18 protein-coding genes and 2 tRNA genes are annotated in these 23838 nt (G+C 61.6%); 16 read left to right on the top strand and 4 right to left on the bottom strand.

What is annotated here, in order from left to right; genetic code table 11:
* Positions 1–15 precede the first annotated feature (15 nt).
* The 13 genes from Q1A00_RS07375 (at position 16) to Q1A00_RS07315 (ending at position 19695) form a co-directional block, all read left to right on the top strand.
* Positions 16–270 carry a hypothetical protein gene (locus tag Q1A00_RS07375; RefSeq protein ID WP_299755997.1) on the top strand — a complete coding sequence of 85 codons (255 nt, stop codon included), beginning with the start codon at positions 16–18 and terminating at the stop codon, positions 268–270.
* 133 nt (positions 271–403) lie between these two features.
* Positions 404–4705: a DUF4157 domain-containing protein gene (locus Q1A00_RS07370; protein ID WP_299755994.1), complete on the top strand. Its 4302-nt coding sequence runs from the start codon at positions 404–406 to the stop codon at positions 4703–4705.
* A 4-nt stretch (positions 4706–4709) separates the two neighbouring features.
* Entirely contained in the window at positions 4710–5651 is a 942-nt protein-coding gene (locus Q1A00_RS07365; protein ID WP_298490397.1) for a DUF4157 domain-containing protein, read from the top strand.
* Positions 5652–5668: 17 nt separating this feature from the next.
* The gene (locus Q1A00_RS07360) at positions 5669–6301 is read left to right on the top strand and encodes a hypothetical protein (RefSeq protein ID WP_299755991.1); all 633 of its coding nucleotides are present in this window, start codon (positions 5669–5671) and stop codon (positions 6299–6301) included.
* Between the two features lie 29 nt (positions 6302–6330).
* A complete protein-coding gene (locus Q1A00_RS07355) occupies positions 6331–6627 on the top strand; it encodes a hypothetical protein (RefSeq protein ID WP_298405756.1) in 297 nt (98 codons plus the stop codon).
* Positions 6628–6633: 6 nt separating this feature from the next.
* The gene (locus Q1A00_RS07350) at positions 6634–7761 is read left to right on the top strand and encodes a hypothetical protein (RefSeq protein ID WP_298405758.1); all 1128 of its coding nucleotides are present in this window, start codon (positions 6634–6636) and stop codon (positions 7759–7761) included.
* Entirely contained in the window at positions 7758–8243 is a 486-nt protein-coding gene (locus tag Q1A00_RS07345; protein WP_298405760.1) for a phage baseplate assembly protein V, read from the top strand. Before Q1A00_RS07350 ends, Q1A00_RS07345 begins: the two co-directional genes overlap by 4 nt.
* Positions 8243–8563: a hypothetical protein gene (locus Q1A00_RS07340; protein WP_298405762.1), complete on the top strand. Its 321-nt coding sequence runs from the start codon at positions 8243–8245 to the stop codon at positions 8561–8563. Before Q1A00_RS07345 ends, Q1A00_RS07340 begins: the two co-directional genes overlap by 1 nt.
* Positions 8563–8913, top strand: coding sequence for a GPW/gp25 family protein (locus tag Q1A00_RS07335; RefSeq protein WP_299755987.1), 351 nt, complete (start codon positions 8563–8565; stop codon positions 8911–8913). The genes Q1A00_RS07340 and Q1A00_RS07335 overlap by 1 nt, the downstream gene beginning before the upstream one ends.
* Before the next feature lie 113 nt (positions 8914–9026).
* On the top strand, positions 9027–11528 hold the full coding sequence (locus Q1A00_RS07330) for a putative baseplate assembly protein (RefSeq protein WP_299755985.1): 2502 nt from the start codon (positions 9027–9029) through the stop codon (positions 11526–11528).
* Entirely contained in the window at positions 11525–14038 is a 2514-nt protein-coding gene (locus tag Q1A00_RS07325) for a putative baseplate assembly protein (protein ID WP_298482788.1), read from the top strand. The genes Q1A00_RS07330 and Q1A00_RS07325 overlap by 4 nt, the downstream gene beginning before the upstream one ends.
* A 93-nt stretch (positions 14039–14131) precedes the next feature.
* The gene (locus tag Q1A00_RS07320) at positions 14132–16300 is read left to right on the top strand and encodes a phage tail protein (RefSeq protein ID WP_299755981.1); all 2169 of its coding nucleotides are present in this window, start codon (positions 14132–14134) and stop codon (positions 16298–16300) included.
* Between the two features lie 179 nt (positions 16301–16479).
* On the top strand, positions 16480–19695 hold the full coding sequence (locus Q1A00_RS07315) for a DUF6519 domain-containing protein (protein ID WP_298482790.1): 3216 nt from the start codon (positions 16480–16482) through the stop codon (positions 19693–19695).
* A gap of 189 nt (positions 19696–19884) precedes the next feature.
* Here the strand turns inward: Q1A00_RS07315 and Q1A00_RS07310 are convergent, their stop codons facing one another.
* The 3 genes from Q1A00_RS07310 to Q1A00_RS07300 form a co-directional block, all read right to left on the bottom strand.
* Entirely contained in the window at positions 19885–20403 is a 519-nt protein-coding gene (locus Q1A00_RS07310; RefSeq protein ID WP_298405776.1) for an adenylyltransferase/cytidyltransferase family protein, read from the bottom strand.
* Positions 20404–20573: 170 nt separating this feature from the next.
* Positions 20574–20960 (bottom strand): hypothetical protein, encoded by a 387-nt coding sequence (locus Q1A00_RS07305; RefSeq protein WP_298405778.1) that lies wholly within the window; start codon positions 20958–20960, stop codon positions 20574–20576.
* A gap of 71 nt (positions 20961–21031) precedes the next feature.
* Complete coding sequence (locus Q1A00_RS07300; RefSeq protein WP_298405780.1) at positions 21032–22438, bottom strand: glucose-6-phosphate isomerase; 1407 nt, start codon at positions 22436–22438, stop codon at positions 21032–21034.
* 185 nt (positions 22439–22623) lie between these two features.
* Here Q1A00_RS07300 and Q1A00_RS07295 point away from each other — a divergent pair, with 185 nt between their 5' ends.
* Entirely contained in the window at positions 22624–22959 is a 336-nt protein-coding gene (locus Q1A00_RS07295) for a cupin domain-containing protein (protein WP_298405782.1), read from the top strand.
* 81 nt (positions 22960–23040) lie between these two features.
* On the opposite strand, the gene Q1A00_RS07290 is transcribed toward Q1A00_RS07295, so the two are convergent.
* On the bottom strand, positions 23041–23358 hold the full coding sequence (locus Q1A00_RS07290; protein ID WP_299644457.1) for a hypothetical protein: 318 nt from the start codon (positions 23356–23358) through the stop codon (positions 23041–23043).
* Between the two features lie 196 nt (positions 23359–23554).
* Between Q1A00_RS07290 and Q1A00_RS07285 the strand changes: the two genes are divergently transcribed.
* Positions 23555–23630: transfer RNA gene (locus Q1A00_RS07285), tRNA-Thr, on the top strand.
* Positions 23631–23642: 12 nt separating this feature from the next.
* Positions 23643–23728: transfer RNA gene (locus Q1A00_RS07280), tRNA-Tyr, on the top strand.
* Positions 23729–23838: the final 110 nt, after the last annotated feature.

Below are 23838 nucleotides of genomic sequence, written 5' to 3'. Positions count from 1 at the left end.
CGGAAAGGGTGGGCAATGGCGGTTGAGATTGAGATTCAGATAGATGAAATAGCCCTGATCGGCTTTGAGCGACTCAACCGCGAGCGCGTCAAAGCGGCGTTGGTTGCCGAGTTGAGCCGGTTGCTGACGGAAGAGGGCATGCCGGAGGGCCTGAATAGCGATCGGATCGTCGCGACGCTTAACGGCGGCGCGTTTCGGTTAGCGCCGGGGATGCGGCCTGAGCAGATCGGCCAGCAGATCGCACTGGTGCTCTATCGGGGGTGGCGGTAGGGGCGTGGGGAAGTGTCGGTTGACATGAGCGGGGCGCGGAGGGCATCTGAACGGTCGCACCACATCGCCCTTGAACATCGACCGGTTGCGAGCCAGAGAGGCTACCATCCCAACCTCTGTGAACAAAACAGCTATGATCAAAATTGCCATACGCAAACCAACCCGCGCCCCTGCACCGGCCCGCGCTGCCGATGTTCCGGCCTTGCTAGCGCAGGCCGCCGCGCAACCGGCGGTCGCGCTACCCTACCGGGCTACTCTTGAGGCGCGGTTTAGCCGTCGGCTCGACCAGATTGCTGTCTATGCCGGGCCGCTGGCGCAAGCGGCGCTGACCTTCTTGCACGCCGAGGCGCTCACCCATCAGGGGGCCATCTTCCTCGCTGATCCACACCCGCCACTGGAGGTGGTTGCCCACGAGGTGGTGCATGTGTTGCAGATGAGGAGTGGAGCATTAGACGCCAGCCCGCAACCCGGTGAAGCAGCGATTGGGGGTGCGGGAACGGGGTGGTCAGAAGATGGCGCTGTTCAGCACGAGGCGCCAATTGTCCCCGCCACCGCACCCGCCGAGCACGAGGCGACGCTGCTGACTGCACAGGCGCAGCGCGTGACTGCTACCCCGCTCGTGCCGCCCTTGGTCGTGACCACGACTTTACCGCCGGCAGCGGTAGCCTTGCGCCGCGCTGCGACCCCGGCCCCGCCCACCAACGAACCGGCGGCTGAGACCTTCCGTCGCACCGCCGAACGCAAGCACCGCCCAGCGGCGCCAGCGCCCGAAACTCCGCGACCGGTGTCAGCTCTGTCGCCAGTTCCATCCACGGTGCCACCAGCCATCGAACCAGATCAACCGCCGTGCGAGCTGCCGCCACCATCAGCGCCCGGCGTGAGCGAAGCAGATGTCGCGGCCCGCGAGGCTGAGCAGGCGCAGGCCGCAGCGGCGCTGGCTGCTGCTGAAGGGCCGGAAACCTTGATGGTAGCCTTTGCCGCTGCGCCGCCGACGATAAAGGCTCAACACGCTGCAACATTGGGCAGCGAGACCAACCGGCTGGCAAAAGAAGAACAAGCCGCGTTTAGCGCCGAACTGCCCGATCTGCATGCCGAACTCAACACGCAGGTCGAAACCCCGCCGCCGCTGGCCGTTGCCCCGCCAGATGCCCGCCCGCTCGACCTAGATGTTGAAGGAGCAGTGCCGCGGGTTGAACTGCCGCCAACGCCCGATCCCGGTCGCTACACTGCCAACGACCGCGTCACTGCCGATGTGTCGCGGCTGCTGAGCGGCGAGGCCGATGATCGCGCCGCCAGCCTTGCCACGCAACTGCGCGCAGTGCAAACCAGCGATGCCAGTGTTGCGACCTCACCCGGGGCACTGCCGCGCGTGCCGTTAACCGAGGGGGCCGACCCGGCGCAACTCGACGAACAGATCACCAAAGGGATCACGCAGTCGCGCCAGATGCGCGACGAGGCGGCGCAGGCGGTGATCAACGGGCCGGGGCCGGAACAGGCCCAACCGGTCGCACTCGATGCAGCGTACCCAGTAGGTGAACTGGCGCAGCCGGAGATCGCCGCGCCGGCAATGCCTGCCGAACCGCAGGCGTATCTTGAGCTAGACCTGCCGCCGGAGGTTCAGATCACCTTCGATCAGCAGCACCAGTCGGCAATGGAGGCGAGTCTGGCTGAAGCGCGAACGCAGGTGGATGCAGCGAGCGCCGAACGCGATCAGCAGCGGGCCGAGGCGGTGGCCGCAGCGCAAGCGCAGGCGCAAGCGCAATCGGCGCAGGCTGATGAGCAGCAACGAGCCGGCGTGATCGAAGCCCGTGCGCAGATACAGGACGCGCGGCAAGAGACGCTGGCAGCGCAGCAGTCGGCAGTGGGCGACATCGAGCAACAGGCGACTGCCGAGCGCACTGCCCACAGGCGCGATATCGACGAGCGGGTGCACGCCGACGAATCCCAGATCGAGCAGCACTACACAGCAGCGGAGCGTGATGCCCGCGCCGAGGTAGCCGATGGCGAGCGGGAAGCCGCAGCCGAACGGCAACGATCCGAACGCGAAGCCGCAGAGCAGAGCTGGTGGGATCGGGCGGTCAACTTCGTGCGCGATGCTTTCGCCGCCCTCACCAGAGCGATCGGTGCCATCTTCGACGCTGTGCGGCGCGCGGTCAACGCGATTCTCGATGCGGCTAAGGCGCTGGCGATGCAGATCATTGACGCCGCTGCCGCCTTTGTCAATGGCCTGATTGCCGCCTTCGGCGAATTGCTGAAAGGGCTGGTCGATACTCTCATCGGCAGCATTTTCCCCGAACTGGCAGCGCGGCTCAATGCCGCCATCGACAACGCAGTGGCCTTCGCGCAGCGTGTGGTCACCGCCGCCGCCGAGGGTCTCAAAGCCGGCATCGCCGCGCTGGTCGAAGGACTGCGCGCCGGGCTGAATGCGATCATCAACATCTATCAGGCAGCAGTGCAACTGGCGCTGGCTGCCGTGCAAGCGGCGCTCACCGGCGATTGGGCGGCGCTGGCGCGCATGGCGCTCGAAGCGGTGCTGAAGGTGGCCGGGATTGATCCCGCCACCTTCTACCAGTTCATCGGGCGAGCACAAGAGACCTTCCAGCTCATTCTCGCCGATCCGGGCAAGTTTGTCGGCCATCTGGTCGATGCCTTCCTCGATGGAGTGCGCCGCTTCGCTGATAACATCCTCACCCATCTGCAAGCTGGCATCATCGGCTGGTTAACCGGTTCGCTCGGTGGGGCGGGGATCACGTTGCCCGAGCGGTTCGACCTGATGGGGGTGCTGAGCCTGATCCAGCAGATCCTTGGGCTGACGTGGGAACGATTACGCACGCGGGCGGTGCGCCTAATCGGCGAGCGGGCCGTCGCCGTAATCGAGGTTGTCGCCGGTTACCTACGCACGCTGATCGAAGGCGGCTGGGATGCGCTCTGGCAGCGGATCCGCGATGATCTGGCCAGTCTGCGCGAAATGGTGCTCGAAGGGATCAAGCGTTTTCTGCTCGAACGGATTGTCATAGCGGCGATCACCCGTCTTGCCACAATGTTCAACCCGGTCGGCGCCATTGTCAATCTGATTTTGGCCGCTTATAACCTGTTCACGTTTTTGCGTGATCAACTGGCGCGGATCATCGAAGTGGTGCAGACGGTGGTCAACGCGATCGGCGACATTGCCCGCGGCATCATCCAACCGGCGGCACAGCGGGTCGAAGAGACGCTGGCCCGTCTGCTGCCGCTGGCGATAGATCTGCTGGCCCGCCTGCTCGGTTTGGGCAACGTGGGCAACAACGTGCGCCAGATCATCGAGCGGGTGCGCGGGATGGTTGATCGCGCCATCGACCGCCTGATCGACCGGGTGCGGAACATGTTCAGCGGGAGCGGGGCTGAGCGTCGGGCGGCAGCGGAAACTGCGCTGACGTGGGAGGTAGGAGCATTGACAGTTCCCTTCACCGCTGCCGGCCAACACCACCTCTACGTGCGTATTGTCAACCGGCGAGCAGTTATGTCGGTGGCCAGCAATGAACAAGACTTTGACCGTTTCGCTAACGATTTGGCGCAGCGGATTCAGGCGTTGCCTGATAGCCCCAACAAAACACGTCTTAGCCAGCAGCTTGCACAGGCTCGCCAACTGTCTGCCACGGTCGAAACGCAGCAGACTCAGGCAGCTAACCGCGCGGCACAGGCGCAAGGTGTTGCCGGGCCGGGTCTGCCAACAGAGCAGAATATCCAACGCCAGCTCGACCAACTCATTGCGGCGTTGTCAGGTGTGATGGTTTGGGCTAGCAGTGTGCCACGTGATTTCGCGCCGGGCCACATTCAGTACAACCCGCAAGGTGATCGGGCGCGGCGCGCGCATGGCTGGCTTGGTAAGAAAGCGCACCGTGAACCTGAAGATCAAGCCCGTGTGTCAAGGCCGCTTAATCGAGCAATTACCGATTTGCAAACCCAAGGTGTCACCATCAATGCCAGTTTTGATGCTGGTCACCTCATTGCTAGTCGCTATGGCGGCGATGGTAGTTGGCGTAACTTAGTGCCGATGGAAGCGCGGATGAATCGCAGTTGGTTTAGTGCTTTTGAAGCACGAGTGCAGACGCACGTTGATGTCGGTGAGGCGATCTACGCCGATATTAATGCTAGTTACGGCGGCAATGCGTTTGCACGTTTGATGAGCGAAACCGGGATTAGCAGTTTGACACCGTTGCAGCAACTCACTGTGGCGCCGGTCTTTGAACGCATCCCTCAAGCGATCACAGCAACGGTTGGTCGTCGTACTAGCGATGGCCGTGATCAAGTCATCTTTCAGCAGACGTTCGATCCACGCCAGCGTTTGGCTTTTACCATCGGCCAAGCGCGGCGCGAAGGGTTAGTTGGCGGTGGACAGCCGGAGAGATCGCGCGATCTCTTTATCCAACGTGATGAAGAATCTTCTAGAGGATAGGCGTATGCCCACACTTATTCACCAACTCCAATCCCACCTTGATCAACCGCTGCGAGCCAGTGTGAGTCGCGTTCCCCACTCTCTCGACCCTGCCACCCGCGCGCGCTTCGAGCCGCGTTTCGGCTATGACCTGCGCGATGTGCGCATCTATCGCGATGCTGCTTCGGCGGCGCTGGCGGCCCACCTCGGCGCAGCGGCGTATACCGTTGGCCAGCACATCCACTTCGGCGCCGGTCAGTACGCGCCGTACACCGCTGCCGGGCAACGCCTGCTGGCGCACGAACTGGCGCATGTCGTACAACAGGCCGAAGGCGCGCAGGGGCGCAGCGCCGCTGCGCTCGAAGCCGAGGCTGACCAACGGGCCACAGCCGGCGCGCCTGTGCTTGGCCCGCTGCGCCCGTTGCCCGTGCCAGCCCAACCACTGCTCCAGTGCTACCGTGTGCCCGGATCGTTGCGCTGCAACGAGGTGGTTGATTGGCTGGACGCCAATTCGCCGTATGCCCCGGAGTGGGCTGAAACCCGCTGCACCTACGCCTTCACCGGCGGTGTGCAGACCCGTAGCGAGACCCTGCGCAATGGACAAGTGCGGATAACAGCGCGCGGCATGCCTACTGCGACGGTGATGGTCGATTGCCCGATTGATCGCCCGGAATGGAACCCGACCGAACGCTCCAACCGTGCCGCTGAGGTAGCAGCGTGGAACGCGATGCGCGCCACGCTCGACGCGCACGAGGCCGAACATCGCCGGATTGGTCAACAATGGCGGGCGACGCTCGAGCAGCGCTTTCGCAGCGTGAACTTCACCGTCACCGGCAGCGATGCCGGCGATGCGATGCAACAGGCGCAGGAGCGCGTCGCCGCATTGCAACAGCAATGGCAAGCCGATGCGCAGACGGCCCAAGATGCAATCGATCCGTTTCGCGGCGCAGTGTTGCGCTGCCCGTAGTTGGCCGAGGAGACTCTATGACCACGTTTCCCCGTTCACCCCGCCTGCTCAAAGGCGCACTGGTCAGTTTCGATCTGCCCAACCCCAAGCCGGCGGTGATTGTCTTCCAATACAACCCCGATACGTTGTCGCGCACGCTCGAAGCGCAAACCGGCGGCGAGGGGGCTGATGCGCTGCGTATCAAGGGCGCACCGGTCGAGACGATCAAGCTCGATAGCGAACTCGATGCTACCGACCAGCTTGAACAAGGTGCGGCGGCCATCGGCTTGCATCCGCAACTGGCGGCGCTCGAGGTGTTGATCTATCCTAAGAGCGCGCTAGTGATCGCCAATACTGCCCTACTCAACGCCGGCACAATCGAGATTCTGCCGCCGCAAGCGCCTTTTACGCTCTTTATCTGGGGGCCAAAGCGGGTGCTGCCGGTGCGCCTGACCGAGTTCAGTATTACCGAAGAGGCGTATGATCCGCAGCTTAACCCAATCCGGGCTAAGGTGTCGCTTGGGCTGCGTGTACTGAGCTACAACGACCTGCCGGCAGCCAACCCCGGCTATCATCTCTTCCTCGCCCACCAGATCGTCAAAGAAACGATGGCGGCCATTGCCCGCACCGGCTCGCTCGACGCTGCCGGTGCCGGGGCGAAGTTGCTGTAACTGCTCACCTGCACGAAAGGGGCACTGCTGTGCTGCATCCTAATAGCCGCTACTACCGGATCGCAACCGCTACCCTCACGACTGCCGATGGTCGCCAGATTGTCTATCTGCGGCGCCGATTGTTGCCTGCCGGCGCCGCGATGCCGTTGCTGGCCGACGTCGAAGTCACCGGCGGCGACCGGCTCGACCTGATCGCAGATCGTGCGTTTGGCGACTCCGAACAGTTTTGGCGCATCTGCGACGCCAACGACGCTATGAATCCGTTTGATCTCACCGCTGAGATTGGTCAGTTGCTGCGGATAGCAGTGCCAACCTTTGAAGGGTAGAACGCAATGACCCTGCTCAGTACTCGCTTGACCATCTTGATCGGCCCGACCATTCCTGTGCCGGCGCCGCCATCGCTGCTCGCTGCACTCGCCAGCGCCGAGGTGACGCACCGCGACGAGGGGCGCTCTGGGTTTCAGATGGTCTTTCAACTTGGCCGCGAACGTGGCGATCTGCTCGATTATGCCTTGCTCGCTGGGCCGCTGTTGCGTGTCGGCAATCGGGTGGTGCTCATTGTCTGGTTTGGCGCGTTGCCGCAGGTGGTGATGGATGGTCTGATTACCAACCAGCAACTGCAACCCGGCGACCAACCCGGTTCGGCGACTCTAACCATCACCGGCGAGGATGTGAGTGTAGCGATGGATCGGGAAGAGAAGTCGGTTGAGCATCCAGCCCAATCCGAAGCGGTGATCGCGCTCAAGATTATCGCCAGCTATGCCCAGTATGGTCTCATTCCGCTGGTCATTCCGCCGCCAACCGTTGATATGCCGTTGCCAATCGAGCGCACACCGGTGCAACAGGCGACCGATCTGGCTTATCTGCGCCAAATGGCCGAACGCTTTGCTTACGTCTTCTACGTCGCTCCCGGTCCTGCGCCGCTCACTAACACTGCCTACTGGGGGCCGCCAGTGCGCATCGGGGTGCCGCAACGGGCGCTGACCGTCAATATGGGGCCGGCCACGAATGCTACTTCGATCAACTTCCAGCACGATCCGCTCACCGCGACCACGCTGGCCGGGCAGGTGCAAGATCGCACGACCGGCCAAAACATTCCGGTGCGCTCGTTCGCCAGTCTTCGCCCGCCGCTCGCCAGCCTGCCGGCGCTAGGGTCGTTTGCCCGCAGCACGATCTTTCGCGGCGCCGGCCTGAATGCGATGCAGGCGCTGGCCCAAGCGCAAGCCGCCACCGACGCCTCTAGCGATGTGCTGACCGTTGAAGGTGAACTCGATACTGCACGCTACGGCAGCCTTTTGCAGGCGCGCGGGTTGGTTGGTCTGCGCGGTGCCGGCTTTAGTTACGATGGTCTCTACTACGTCAAACAGGTGAAGCATCAAATTAGCCGTGACGGGTTCAAACAGAACTTTACCCTTACCCGTGAGGGGCTGGGTTCAACGGTACCGGTGGTGTTGCCATGAGCCAGTTTTTCGGGAAGTATCGCGGTAAAGTCGAGCATAATCTCGATCCGTTGCAACAGGGCCGCGTACAAGTAAGCGTGCCCGCCGTGCTTGGTGAGGGCCGGGCTAGTTGGGCGATGCCGTGCGTGCCCTTTGCCGGCAATGGCGTGGGTTTGTTCCTCATCCCGCCCACCGGCGCTAATGTTTGGGTTGAGTTTGAAGGCGGCGATCCCGATTATCCGATCTGGAGCGGTTGTTTCTGGGGCACCGGTGAAGCGCCGGCTGCGCCGGCAGTCGCTGAGATGAAGGTGCTCAAGACGAATACCGGCACGATCACGATCAACGAACTGCCGGGAGTTGGCGGGATTACGATAGAGACGGCGACCGGGGCCAAGATTGCGATTACCGCGACAGGTATCGAGATTAATAACGGCCAAGGCGGTTCGATCAAGCTGAGCGGGCCGCAGATTTCGCTCAACGACGGTGCGTTGGAGGTGACGTGATGGCCGGCTTTCTGCTCCACGTTGGCGCGACTATCCTTTGTGCGCATGGCGGTCAGGCCCAAGCCACTGCGCCCAATCCACGGGTGCGGGTGGGTGGCCAACCGGTGGTGACGCTCAGCGCGCCGCATACAGTTGCCGGTTGCCCTTTCACTACCGGCACGAATCCGATGCCTTGCGTAACCGCTCAATGGACGACGGGCGCGACTCGGGTGCGTGCCGGCGGGCAACCTGTGTTGTTGCAAGATAGCCAAGCTACCTGTGTGCCAAATGGCACGCCGGTCAATGTTGTGATGACCCAGATCCGGGTCAGGGGGCAATGATGCAGATCGCGTTTCCTTATGCGATTGACGGTGGCGGGCGCACGGCGCGCGCCGATGACGAGGCCCACATTCGCCAAATGATCGAACAATTGCTCTTCACTGCTCCCGGCGAGCGGGTGAACCGACCTCGTTTCGGTGCTGGTTTGCACCAGTTGCTCTTTGCGCCGAATAGCCCCGAACTGGCCGCAGCGCTGGAGTTTTTGGTGCAAGGCGCGTTGCAAGAGTATCTCGGCGAGTTGATCCGGGTTGAGTCGGTAACGATCGAGGCCGAGGAGGCAACGTTGCGGGTGACGGTGCAGTATGTGGTGCAGCGTATTCAGCAGCGCCGGGTGGTTGAACTGGCAAGTTGAACGATGGTCACAGCGAGGGCAGCTCTCTGGCCGGGAAAAAGGCTATTCCCCCTCTCCCTGCTCTGCGAGGAGAGGGACGGGGTGAGAGCGCCACAGCATAACAGGGTAACGCTATGAGTATCCAATTCCGCTGCGCAAATCCGCGCCGGGCACAAGTGCTGAGTACTGCTGCGATCCCGCTCAATGGGATCGATCTGCTCGAAGTGCTCGACCGCGACGCTCCGGCTGGCGCGCCACCGCAACAGACGCTGCTGGTGCAGATGATCAAGTCGGCACCGTTGGGTCTCAGCGTGGCCAATGTGCAGATAACCGGCGGTGTGCGTGTCGCTGGCATTCAAGCGATCTGGGTCTTGCGCGCCGCCGATGCCGGCCCCGCCGATATTGCCGCCGGGCGTATCACCAATGCCGAGCGGACATTTTACAACGGTCTGGCTGCGGCTGATCGCACCTTAGTGGTGCGGGTCAATCAGGCCGGTGACTTTTCAGCCTACACGCTGCGCCTTGTCCGTTCGCCCACCGATCCGATCCCGCCCGCCGGCTTTGATCCCATCCTCAGCAGCATTGAGTTCTCGTTCAAGGTTGAGTGTCCGAGCGAATTTGATTGCGCTCCGGCTGTTGATTGCCCGCCAGAGAGTGATGAGTCGCCGCCAATCGATTATCTGGCCCGCGATTACGCCAGTTTGCGCCAATTGCTCTTCGACCGGCTTGCGACTGTCTCACCCGATTGGCGCGAACGCAATCCGGCCGATCTCGGCGTGGCGATTGTTGAGGGGTTGGCCTACATTGGCGATTATCTCAGCTACTATCAAGATGCAGTCGCCACTGAAGCCTACCTCGGCACAGCTCGCCGCCGGGTGTCGTTGCGCCGCCATGCGCGCCTGCTCGATTATGCGCCCCACGATGGCGCGAATGCGCGGGTGTGGGTACAGGTGCAGGTTGATGCACCGTTCACGCTGTCGGCCCGTACCCCCATGCTCACCAAGATGGGTGGTGCGCCGCTCCGTTTGCTGCCTAACTCAACCGAACTGGCCCTTGCTCGCCAACAGCAGCCGCTCGTCTTTGAGACAATGCATTGCGCGCACCTTGATCCGGCGCTTAACCAGATCGACTTCTACCTCTGGGGCGATGAAGAGTGTTGTCTGCCTGCCGGCAGTACCCGCGCTACGCTACGCGGCGATCTCAGCGCCACGCTTCGCCCCGGCGATGTGCTGGTTTTTATCGAGCAACGCCACCCGCAAACCGGCTATCGCGCCGATGCTGATCCAACTCGCCGCTACGCTGTGCGCCTGACCCGTGTCATCGCGACGACCGATCCACTCGGCGGTCAGTTTGCCGATCCGCCATCTAACAACCCGCTAGCTGTGACCGAAATCGAGTGGATGGATGACGATGCGTTGCCTTTTATCCTCGATTTGACCGTTGTCTCTGTGCCGCCTGATGATCGTGATGAGAGTGGTGAGCTGCGCCAAGCGGCGAGCGTGGCGCTCGGTAATATTGTGCTGGCCGATCACGGCGCGACCCTCCCTGCCGAGACGTTGCCGCCGGTGGTCGATCCGCTTCGCTACCGACCCGCGTTGGCGCAAGTTGGCGTGACCTTTGCCGCGCCATTCGAGCCAGTCGATCGCACAACCCCGGCCTCACGGTTGGTGAGCTCCGCCGAACCCGGGCGGACTCTGCCCGTCGTCGCACTCACGAGTGCCTCTGGTTTGTGGCGACCCGTGCCTGATCTACTTAGCAGTAATCGCTTCCAACCCGAATTTGTCGGTGAACTTGAGAACGACGGTCGCTTGTACCTGCGCTTTGGCGACGGTCGTACTGGGCGCGCGCCGGCGGCAGGCGAGGCGTTGGCGGCGCGCTATCGGGTGGGCGGCGGGTCAGCCGGCAATATCGGCGCTGATGCGCTGGCGCACATCGTTACCAACGAGAGCGGCATTCGCGGTGTGCGGAACCCACTGCCGGCCCTCGGTGGGAGCGATCCAGAGTCGCCTGAGGCGATTCGCCAGTATGCGCCGCACGCCTTTCGCCGCCAAGAACGGGCAGTGACGCCCGCTGATTACGCAACAATGGCCGAACGCCATCCATCCGTGCAGCGCGCGGTTGCTACCCGCCGTTGGACGGGAAGCTGGTACACGATTTTTATCACCATTGACCGGCGTAGCGGCTTGCCGGTTGATGCGGCGTTTGAAACTGAGTTGCGCGCTTTCCTTGAACGTTACCGCATGGCCGGGCAAGATATCGAGATTGACGGGCCGATCTATGTGCCGCTTGATCTGGCGTTTGTTGTCTGCGTCGAGGCTGGCTATTTCGCCGCCAATGTCAAGGCTGCGCTGCTCGAACGCTTCAGTACTCGCCAGTTCTTCCATCCCGACAACTTCACCTTTGGCCAATCCCTCTACCTTAGCCACCTTATCGCCACCGCGATGGCCATTCCCGGCGTGCGCTGGATCGATACAGCGGGAACGCGGGTACGTTTCCAGCGCTGGGGGAAAATGCCGCGCGGCGAGTTGGCCAATGGCCAGCTTGACGTTGGCCAGCGCGAGATTATCCGCTGTGATAACAACCCCAACCGGCCTGAACATGGCCGGATCGAGTTCATTATGGAGGGCGGCTCATGACCAATCCCAAACCATCCCCGTGCGGTTGCGACGAGCGTGAGCCATCACCCTCGCCGCATGCCAACCCGCCCGGCCAACCTGCGCTGCGCTACCGGCTCGGCGCGCACCGCTCGTTTCTGCGCCGAATGGCGGCGCGCTTATCGCAACAGGTGACCTCGACCGGCCAGCGTCCGCTCGCCGCGCTGGCCACCCGCGCTGCCGCCGATCCTTCGCTCGCCTTGCTTGACGCCGCCGCGACGCTGGCTGATGTGCTGACCTTCTATCAAGAACGGATCGCCAACGAGGGCTTTCTCCGCACCGCGACCGAACGCTTCTCAGTCTTGCAGTTGGCTCGCGCGATCGGCTACGAACTCAAACCCGGTGTAGCGGCCTCGGTCTATCTTGCTTTTACCCTCGACGATACGTCTGCCTCGCCAGCGCAGACGGTTATTCCTGCCGGTACCCAAGTCCAGAGCATCCCGGCCAAACAGGGCGAGCTGCCACAGACCTTCGAGACTAACGTCGAGTTTGTCGCACGCAAGGCGTGGAATGCGCTGCGCCCGCGCCCAACTCGGCCCCAAGACCTGAGCAAGGGGGCGACGACGCTCTATTTGGCTGGCGTCGAGACGCGCTTGCAGGTGGGTGATTATCTGCTGCTGGTTGGCGCCGAACGCGAGCGCGATCCCGGCAACGAACGTTGGGACCTGCGCCGCGTGCTGTCGGTCAAGACCTATCCTGACGCTACCGGGGGCTATACCGTCGTCACATGGGAACCCGGCCTCGGCTCGAACCGCCCGTCTATGCTGCCGGCGGCTCAGCCGCAGGCCTTTGCGTTGCGCCGCAGCGCGCGTCGCTTTGGCTTCAATGCCCCTGATTGGCGGTTGATGTCGGCAGAGGTGCAGCGAGCGTATGGTGGTGCTAGGGCGTCGAACGAGTGGCCCGGCTTTGCGATTGATGGTCGCCAACGTCAGATCGAACTCGATGCTGCCTATCCCAAGATCGTGGCGGGGAGTTGGTTGGCACTGCTTACTCCCGGCTACGCCGAACTTTACCGCGTTACTCGCAACGAGACGGTTGGCGTCGCCAATTTTGGTCTTTCTGGGCAGGTCACCCGCGTGACCGTCGATACAGATGAGAATATCGCCCGCTTTCAGCGCCGCGAGACAGTGGTGTTGGCCGAGAGCGAGCCGTTGCCGCTGGCCGAAGAGCCAATTCCCGATCCGGTCACCGGCAATCAGATCGAGATTGCCGGGGCGGTGCGAGATTTGGTCAAGGGCCAGCCGTTGATCGTTAGCGGTAAGGTTAACGAGGATGACGAACAGCCCCTCTCAGTGGTTGTCTTCATCGAGGCAGTTTACTCCAATCCCGGTTTTACCACCATCGTATTGCGCGATCAGGGGTTGGGCGCAACGCGCTTCATCCGTTCGACCACGCTAATCTACGCCAACGTCGTGGTCGCAACCCACGGCGAAACCGTGCCGCTGACCCCGATCGGCAGTGGTGATGGTAGTCAGACCCATCAACGCTTTACGCTCAAGAAGTCACCGTTGACCTCCATCTCGGCCAGTACACCGTCTGGTGTCGTCTCGACTCTCACCGTGCGTGTCAATGGTGTGGCATGGCGCGAAGTGCCGTCGCTCTATCTCGCCGGCCCTCACGACGAAGCCTATATCGTGCGCCTTAACGACGATAGTTCGGCGACCATCCAGTTCGGCGATGGTATGCATGGTGCGCGCCTGCCAACCGGCGCCGAAAATGTCACCGCGACCTATCGCTTCGGGATCGGTATGGCTGGTGAAGTGGGCGCCGGCGCGCTTGCCCTGCTCAAAACCCGCCCTCCCGGCGCGCGCAGTGTGACCAACCCGCTCGCTGCCGGCGGGGCTGCAGACCCCGAGACGCTCGATAGCGCGCGCACTAACGCGCCGCAGACGGTATCGACTCTTGATCGCATCGTCTCGTTGCAGGATTTTACCGATTTTGCTGAGGCTTTCGCCGGCATCGGCAAGGCGCAGGCGCAAGCGTTTCGCCGCAGCGAGCAACTTGTTGTCCATCTTACCGTCGCCAGCGCCAGCGGCAACCCGATTGCGCCATCCGATCCGCTTTTCGCCAGTCTGCGGAACGCGATCGATGCCGTGCGCGATCCTACGGTGACCGTCGAACTCGCCAGTTTCATCCCGCTGACCTTTCGGCTCAAGGCGACCGTTCGTCACGACGCGCGCTATCTCGCTCACGATGTGGAAGCGGCTATCGCGCAAGCCCTGTTCGCGGCCTTCTCCTTCACCCAGCGCGATTTTGCCCAACCGGTCACTGCCGCTGAAGTGATCGCCGTGATGCAGCCAGTGGCCGGGGTGATTGCTATCGATCTCGACCAACTGGCCTATGCCAGCGGGCGCACCGGTTCGCATCCCACCTTGCTGGCCGCCTCGCCAGCGCGCCCTGCGGGCCATGCCATTATCCCAGCCGAGTTGCTGCTGCTCGATCCAGCCGGAATCGAGTTGGTGATGCATGCTGTTGAGGTGGTGTCGCTATGAGTGCCGGTATTATCTGATCCGCTGGCTCAGCAGTGCCTCTCCTTCCACCCCGTGGGAGAGAGGGTCTGGGGGTGAATCCCCCAAAGGAATCCTATGAACCCATCGCCCCGCGACCGTCTATATGAACTCCTGCCGGCCCTCTACCGCGCCCGTGATGCCGAGCGCGGCGAGCCGCTACGCGCGCTGCTTACAATCATCGGTGAGGAGTTGGCCCGGATCGAAACCGATATTGCCGATCTATACGCGGACTGGTTCATCGAGACTTGCGCCGAGTGGGTGGTTCCCTACATTGGCGATCTGCTCGGTGTGCGCCATTTGCGCCAGTTGTCTGAAGTGGTCGATTTCAGCCAGCGCGCTTATGTTGCCAATACCCTGCGCTACCGCCGCCGCAAAGGCACTGCGCCGGTGCTCGAACAGTTGGCCCGCGATGTTACCGGGTGGCCTTGCCGCGTTGTTGAGTATTTCGAGCGGCTGGCAACCACCCAGCATCTCAACCACGTGCGTCTGCATAGCCCGGCCACCGCCTCGTTGCGCAACGCGAACGCGCTCGCATTGATTGGCGGCCCGCTCGAAACCGTCAACCATACCGCTGAAGTGCGTCGGATCGCTTCTGGTCGCGGTCGCTACAACATCTCTAACGTTGGTCTGTTTGTCTGCCGACTCCAACCGTATGTTGTGCAAGGCGTCTCGCCCCAGCCGGCCAGCGATCCGCCCGATGGCCGTTACTTCTTTAGCCCGCTCGGCAACGACATTCCGCTCTTTAATCGTCCACGCACCGAAATCGAAATTACCCAGCTTGCCGTCGAACCCGATCTCCCTTTGCCATTGCGTCGCCGTGCATTGTACGACGATCTCGAAGCGGTGCGCGCCGGCATTGCCGCCGGTCATCCAGTAAAGAGCATCTATCTCGATCCTGCCCGTCCTGCCTTCCAGATCGCCGTTCCCGACGGTACCGGCCAGTTTGTCCCGATCCCCGCCGCCGAGATCCTGATCTGCGATCTCGGTGATTGGCGGCACCCGCCAACCAGCAAGACCTACGCTGGCCAGTCGCTGCCAATCCGCGTCGCGGTTGATCCGCAGCGTGGCCGGCTTGCCTTCCCCGCTGGCGTCGTGCCTTCTGATCTGATAGTCAGTTACACCTACGGCTTCTCTGCTGACATTGGTGGTGGTCCCTATTCCCGCCGCGCAACGCTCGCCATTGCTGCTCCTAACGATCTTGCCCTCACCGTTGCCCAACGGAGCGGCGGCGATCATACCACGCTTTCCGCGGCCATTGCGGCGTGGCAAGCTTCATCTGTGACCACCGGCGTGATCACCGTACTCGACAGTGCCACCTACGCCGAAGATCTAGCGATCACCATGACCCCCGGCCGGGCGCTCGTGATTCAAGCCGCCGATGGCCGGCGTCCGCTCATCCGCCTCGCCGATCACCTGCGCGTCACCGGTAACGGCGATCGGGCGTCACTCACGCTCGATGGCTGCTGGATCGAGGGCGGGATCGATCTAGCCGCCGGTAGCCTCGAACGGTTGGTCATCCGCCATTGCACCCTCGTGCCCGGCTGGCGCCTCGACGTTACCGGTAGCCCCCAGTTTCCCAACCGGCCCAGCATCCACGCTGCCGCGCCCAATCCTGATCTGCGCCTCGAACTGGCCCGGAGCATCAGTGGCGCGGTGCATCTGGCGGAAGATTCGGACGGTCTGATGGCCAGCGATTCAATCCTCGACGCCTTCGCGCCGGCCGTACCCGCCTGCGCGGCCTCCAATGGCGAGAGGATTGGGCCACCGGCAAGTGTTATTCGCTGCACAGTGCGCGGTGAAGTCCGCGTGCGCCAGATCGATCTCATCTCTGAAAGCATCATGTTCGGTCGCGTGCTGGTTGCACGCCACCAGATCGGTTGCACCCGCTTCAGCTTCCTTGCCGCAGGCTCGCGGGTGCCGCGCCGCTTTCGCTGCCAACCCGATCTCGCCCTCGCTGCATTCGCTGCTGCTCGTAACCGGCCCATCGCTGCCCTCACCGCCGCCCAGCGCAATGCCGTGATCCTCTCAGTTACACCCTCCTGCACCAGCACCCAGTTCGGCCATCCTGCCTACATGCAACTGGCTCACTCGTGCCCCACTGCCATCACCCAAGGCACTGAAGACGGCGGTGAATTAGGTGTATTTCATCTCGTGCAACAGACCCAACGTCTCGCCAACGTGCGCCTTGCCCTTACCGAGTACCTGCGGGTGGGCCTTGAAGCCGGAGTCTTGTTCACCTCGTGACGCCAGACTGCGCCGCCATTTCAGGCTAACGATGTGAAACCGTAAAGGTGTGAGTATGGCTTCTTTTATCACCCAACAAAACCCTCTGCGCCCTTTGCACCGTTACGTTATCACCCTTCGCGCCGTTGCCCGCTTTGCCTCTCTGCCTCGTTTGTGCCTCTACCCTAAAGGAGCTTTGTATGCGCGGTGATTTCACCCGATGGACATTCGACCGCACGAGACACTACAGTAGCGTGCTCAACCAACAGGGGCGTGTCGCCCTCGATGCTGATTGGAACGAGCAAATCGCGATCGAACTCAACGATGAGCGCGTGGCTCGCGCTGATTTGATCGGTCTGTGTGGTGGCCCGCAGGGCCAAGCCGGCTTCGACATTGTTGTCGCCGGCAGCATGCTCAACATCACCGCCGGTCGCTACTACGTCGCCGGCATCCGCGTCGAGAACGAGCAGACGGTCGCTATCACCGCTCAACCTGATCTGCCCGTCACAACCCTAACGCAGGTGGCTAGTTTGGCCGCCAATGCAACGCTGCCTGCCGGGGTTTACCTTGCCTACCTTGATGTCTGGGAGCGCCACGTGACCGCGCTCGAAGACGCCAACCTCCGCGAAGTTGCCCTCGGCGGTCCCGACACCACGACCCGCTTGCAGGTGATGGCACAGGTTAAGCTGTTGCGCGTCGGCGATCCCGGTGCCACCCTCGATTGCGCCTCGCCCAATGCGGCGTGGGATGCGTTACTGGTCGGGAGCAGCGGCATGCTCGAAGCCCGCGCCGAGCCTGATCCGGCCGTCAATGATCCCTGCGTCGTACCGGCCCAAGCCGGCTTTCGCGGGCTAGAAAATCAGCTCTACCGCGTTGAAGTGCATCGGATCGTTTCAGCTACCCGCATCGCGCTCAAGTGGTCGCGCGAAAATGGTTCGGTAGCAGTTGGCTGGATCGGGCAAGATCCGCTTAATCCCAATCGCTTGACTGTCGCTAGCATTGGTCGCGACGAGGTGTTGGGCCTCGCACCCAACCAGTGGGTCGAGCTAACCGACGATGCGCGTGACAAGTGGAGCGAATCGGGTCTGCTGGTCAAGTTGCTGCAAGTTGAAGGCAATGTTGTCACTATCGATCCGGGCGGGCAAACGATCGCGTATAGCACGTTCGGTCCCAACCCCAAACTGCGTCGTTGGGATATGCCTGCCGATACCGGCGAGGTGATCGTTACCACTAATGCGGCGACGTGGACCGACCTCGAACAAGGGGTGCAGATCCGGCTCAAGAACGGTACGTTCCGCCCCGGCGACTACTGGCTCATTCCGGCCCGCGCCATCACCGGCGATATCGAGTGGCCGCGCTCTGGCAACCAACCGGTGCCGCAGCGTCCGCACGGCATCCACCACGCCTATTGCAAATTAGCTCTGCTCGACTTTAATGGTAGCGGATGGACGAAACGCAACGATTGTCGCCGGCTCTTTCCGCCTCTGACGGAGCTGATCCAGTTCTATGCCATCGGTGGCGATGGTCAAGAGGCGCTGCCCGGCGCGACCCTCACCCAACCGCTGCAAGTGGCTGTTACCAACGGCCAGCAACCGGTGAACACGGCTCGCGTGCGCTTTCGGATGGTGCCTCAAACTGCTGCCGGCCAGCTCTCTGCTGGCGGTGTCACCGGCAAGAGTGTTGATGTGACTGCCGGCACAAACGGTATTTACGCGTGCCAGTGGCAACTTGGTCCCACTGTCCAGAACCAGCGTGTCGAAGCCTTCTTGGTCGAGATCGATGGCAAGCCGTTCCTTGATAGCGCCGGCGAACCGGTCTTGCCGCGCGTCTTCTTCAACGCCAACCTCAGCCGCGCCAGCCATGTCGCCTATGATCCCGGCATGTGTCCCGATCTGGCCAATGCCCGCACCGTCCAAGAGGCGCTTGACATCCTTTGCCAGCGGCCCCGTGGCGGCGGCTGTTGCGTGAGCATCGGCGACGGCGGCGATTTTCCCGATCTCGAAACGGCTCTCAAAGAGCTGCTCGCTCGTGGCGAACGCCGCATCTGTCTCTGCTTGCGCGCTGGCCGTCACGCTGCCGGGAGTATCCGTCTCGAGCCGGCGCTCGCTAACGATCCGTTCGTACTCGAAATCAAAGGCTGTGGCCCGGCCACTAGTGTGCGCCTCGGCGGCCCGCTATTCCTGAGCGGACTTGATTCGGTTGTGCTGCGTAATCTCACGCTCGACATCGCCTTCATCCCAGAAGCCGGGACGGCGGCCCTCTCGTTTGATCGTTGCCTGCGGGTGATCATTGCCGATTGCGCGATCAGTGGCCTCACTCTGCCGGGCCGGCTCAACCAAGCGCAATTCATTGATGGCAGTGCTCTCGTTGCTATCACCGGCGGCGACGATGTGCGGCTGAGCGGCAATACCTTCACCGCGGCAGTGCCCGAGCGCACCTTCCGGCCGTTGCACAATCTGTTCGCTAAAGCCCAAATCACGCTGCTCGCCGATCTCTTCGCCGATGAGCGATTGGCACTTGCGCCGGAATGGCGCGAGCCGGCGGTCAAGGCCGCGGTGGAACTAGCCCAACTGACGCTTGATCAACGCGCGCTTTTGCTCCGCGAATTGCAAGCTCCCCTCCGGGAAATGATAGGGTCATCTCCCCTTGCCGAGTTCCTCCAACTCCGCAAGCTGGAATTTGCCCTCAATCAAGCCGAAGCCAACACCGTTGCGCTGATCGACATCCTGTTCGATCTGCGCGCCGCTGCGGTCAAATCTCGTCCCGGCACCGCGCTTATGCTTCATCAGCGGCGCGCCGTCGACGAAGAGAACCTCGGCGCGATCGTCGATCTGCTCGACGAGGACGATATGGTGGTGCTCGAACACAATCGCATTGACGGCGTCGTTAGCCTGTATGGCATGCCCGCGCCGGTTGAACTGGTTGCGTCACGCGCCGCCAATCTGCTCCAGCTCGATCGACAACCCAACGCACCGGGCGGCTCGCGGATGGCGATCAATACAGCCTATATGGGTACCGTTCAGCTTCGTAGCAACCATCTGGTTAGATTGAGCATTGGGTTTGCGTTACTAGAAGATATCTTGCGTCAATCTGACGGTGAGGCAACCTTTGCTTTGAACGATGATGTGTGCGCGCGTCTGTTGCTTGATGGCAACGTTATCGAGGGAGTAGCGAACCTAACACTGAGCCGGAATGTGATTGTGCAGGCTAATACCTTCACCGCTATGGCTGCTCCAAGTGGTCGTTTGAACGTTACCACCGTTGCAGGAGTGGCTGTTTCGTTCCTAGGCTGGTGCCTCGCCGATGCTGCAACATTCATTGGTAATCACGGATCGGGCCAAGCTCAAAACGCAAGCCTGTTTGATATTTCGCGTTTTGCTGAACGGGCAGCGAATTTGCAGATTCAGATTGTCTGAATAGGGTTGAGGTAAGGGGGCCAAAATCGTTCTTGGCTGATCTGTGCCCTATCTTTTCCGAGTTTGTGCTGATCGGTGACTAATGGCTGGTGCATGGGTCACGGATGGGCACGGATGTGACGGATATTCACGGATCACACATTACATCCATCCCGATCCGGGTCAATCCGTGGCTTTCCACATTTGTCGCTACACCCTGCTGCCGTACCGCGCCACAATCCGTTCGATCAACCGGGTTGTGGCGTGACCATCATGAAACGGCAATAACCGCACCTCGCCGCCGCGTTCGCGTGCAATTCGCGCTTCCGGCAAGCGGGCTTCGTCGATGGCAGCGCCGTGCCCGTAATCACCGCCCTTCACGTACACATCAGGCGCGAGCGCCGCTACCACTGCCTCAGCAGTGCGTTCGGCAAAGATCGTCACTGCGTCAACGCAGCGCAACGCAGCGATGATCGCGGCGCGTTCCGCTGCCGGTACAATCGGGCGCAGCGGTCCTTTGAGCTGTTGGGTGGATTCGTCGCTGTTAATCGCTACGATCAGCCGATCACCTAGCTCGCGCGCTGCCGTTAGATAGTTCACATGACCGATATGCAACAGATCAAACACCCCATTCGTTAGCACTACCTTCAAGTCGGCAGCGCGCCATTCGGCGCGCAAGGCGGCTAATTCGGTGAGAGGGTAGATTGGTAATGGGGGTGGGTGATCCATCACGATGCCTCTCTGTATTTGTGCGCAGGGAGTCTCTTGTCATTGTGAAGGCGCTATGCACCCGCAGCAATCCTCCCTATCAGCGGGATGCCTGCCTAGCCTTGTCGCCCCTGCTGTCATTGTGCCGTTGGGTTCAAGTCTGTGCGCGCTCTGCGACCTTGGCGCTCCGCTTACTTCCGTTCCCGAAACGGCGAGGTGAGCGGTAACCCAATCCAAAACAGCACCGCCAGCGCCAGCACAATCCCGCACACGACCACAATCTGGTCGGCATTCAATGGCGCGCCGGTCAGTAAGGCAACACCCAGAAATCCGCCCATAGGCACAATGGTCTGCACCGGTGCCAGCCGGGTGGCATGCTTCCAATCGCCATAGCGCAGCCGTTCGCTGGCACTGCGCCCGATTACGGTGCCCACCGTCCCGATTAGCGCCCACAAAAACGCGGCGATGAAGATGCTCCATGCCCGTGATGCCCACCAGAAGGCGCTGCCGCCGATCAAGCCGATCACGGCGCATACCGCTGATGATACCCACAATGGGGGTGAGAACCATGTGGACATAATCATATCCTTGTGATTGGGTGGTGGAGCCGCACGGTCGTGCGGAGCCGCACAGCCATGCGGCTCTACGATCACACCACCCACCGCGAATCTAACGCTTGCGCCCGCGCCGCGATCGCGACCCGCCGCTCTTCAAACCCGCGCCGGCCTAACAACGCATACGTGTTGATCTTGCCTGCCTCAACGCCGGGCTGGTCGAAGGCGTTGATATCGTATAACTCGCCGGCAATCGCCGTCTGCATCTCCATCAACATGATGAACTGGCCGAGCGTAAAGGCGTTGATCTCAGGGAAGATGTGGGTCATATTCGGCTGGCCGGCCTCGCTCAACGCAATCGCTGTGGCCTGCTGCTCGGCTTGGATCAGCTCGGCCATGGTGTGTCCACCCAGATAACTCACCCCTTCCAAATCAGCATACGCTGTCGGAATTGGTGCATCGTCAGCATACCGTTCGACCGCGATGAAGTTAATCAGCTTGTCATATGGCCCTTCCATATAAAGCTGAACTTGCGAATGCTGATCGGTTGCGCCAAGCGCCTTGACCGGTGTCTGCCCGACTCGTGCTGGCTTTCCTTGCCGGTCAACCGCTTTCCCTAAACTCTCGGCCCACAACTGGGCAAACCAATCGGCCACATCGCGTAGCCGGTTGGCGTAGGGCATCATCACCACAATCGGCTTGCCTTTGCGGAAGCAAAGGTAGTTGACCAGCGCACCCAATGCTGCCGGGTTGCGCAATGGATCAGGATTAGCCGCTCGTTCGCCTCCGTAAGCCGCGCCGGCCAACAGCTCACGGAGATTGACCCCCGTCATCGCTGCCGAGAGCAAACCAACCGCGGTCAACACCGAGAAGCGCCCACCCACTTTCGGCGGCAAGTCGAACATTGTCCACCCCTCGCGTTGCCCAATCTGGCGCAAGAAACCGCTGCTGGGGTCGGTAGTCAGCACGATGTGATCGCCGAGCTTTTCTTCGCCAACCGTCTCAACCAGCGCCTGCCGAAAGTACAGGAACGAAGCCATCGTCTCGGCGGTGGTGCCGCTCTTGCTAATCACGTTAAACATCGTGCGCCGTAGATCAAGCATACGGAGCGCGCTGGCGTTCAGTTCCGGGTCGGAATTATCCAACACCAGCAACTGCGGCCAACCGCGCTGTTCGCGCGGCAAGAGATTGTAAAACGGCCCGTTGATAGCGGTCTGCACCGCGATATTGCCTAGCGCCGAGCCGCCAATTCCCAGCACCACAAACGTGTCGATCCGGTCGCGGTGCGCGGCGGCAAACTGTTCGAACGGCGTTACGTCTTGTTCGGGTAACAACGGCCAACCAAGTTCCTCGCGCCGGCGCTGCACCGCCGCGATCGCCTCGGCAGCCCGCGCCGCTGCGGCCTCCAACTCCGCCGGAGTAAGACCGTTCGGCCCGAACACATTATTCACGTCCAACCGGATCCGTTGCGTTTCTCGCCAACCTGCATCCTCGTGGCGCATACGGTTCTCCTTAGGTTGTCATCAAAGCGTATCCCCTGCACGGACACAGCGCCGCTACGTCCTCTGGCGAAGGGCCATACGCCGCCTTGCCCCCTCAGTATAACATCTCTGCTGGCCCGCTCCGGCTTGCGTTCATGCGGCAGCAACGGTAAGATGGGATTGATCAGCTTGAAAGGAGATATGCGATGCTTACTGCCCAGACCGCCGATATCAAGAGTTTCATGATCGGTGCGATGACACTGCGTCCATTTGCCGGCAATGAATTGATGGCGGTGCGGATCGATGCGCCCAAAGGGGCGGTCGCGCCGGCCCACAGCCATCCCCACGAGCAGATGACGTTGGTCGTCACCGGACGTTTGCGCTTTCGGGTAGGTGAAGAATGGCGTGAACTCGGCCCACTCGACATTGTCCATATTCCCGGTGGGGTCGAGCACGAAGCAGTGATGGAAGAGGATGCAACCTTCTTTGACATCTTCCATCCGGTGCGTGCCGATCTGTTGCAGCGACAAGCCGAGGCATAAGTGAGGTTTCTGGCGCTTGCTAGACAAATGTCGCAGGACTGCTCTGCTGCTCTTATCGGCTGTCATTGCTGAGCTAGGATGCTAACCGTTCGTTTGTTTTCGCGCCGCTGCATACTCTTCAGCGGTAATAATCTGACCGCCGATAACCTCTTGGCTCATGAGGCGGCGCCGGCGGTCAAACCGCAACTCAGCGGTCATCAGCCGGAAACAGCGGTCGTCCATCAGTTCCTTGCGGATCCAATAGCCGGCTGGCTCTTCGCGATCATCATATTCGACCGACAAATCATTGTAGAGATTAATGCGTGTCTGTACCACTGCGCCACACCGCGCGCAGCGCGCGTGCAGCAACAGAAAAGGGGCCTCTTCCGCCTGCCCAAACAATCGCCGCAGCCATTGCATCGCTTCGCTCCCGTGCCCTTTGCTTATCGATGCAATTCATCATAGCGCACAAGCTGCTGGCCGGCAAATGGCCCGCCAACGGCGTTTTGCCCTTGTTGAAGCGCAGCGGAACTGCGAACCGAATCCCATTTGCACAAAACCGCAGATTGTGCTAGAATGCACTGCGCTGAGCGATGGCTCGACGCTGTCGGTACGCGCCGGCGTAGCTCAATTGGCAGAGCAGCGGTTTTGTAAACCGCCGGTTCAGGGTTCAAGTCCCTGCGTCGGCTCCATCGCAACGAAATGGGTCGGTACCGAAGTGGCCAAACGGGGCGGTCTGTAAAATCGCTGGCTTACGCCTTCGCAGGTTCGAATCCTGCCCGGCCCACCACAATCGAATAGAGAAGCGCTAGCGCAACTCTATTCGTGTATGCCTACGTAGCTCAGTCGGTAGAGCACGTCTTTGGTAAAGACGAGGTCACGGGTTCAAGTCCCGTCGTA

It is taken from the genome of uncultured Chloroflexus sp. (assembly GCF_938091255.1).
Classification (GTDB): domain Bacteria; phylum Chloroflexota; class Chloroflexia; order Chloroflexales; family Chloroflexaceae; genus Chloroflexus.
This window is presented reverse-complemented; position numbering and strand designations above follow the sequence as displayed.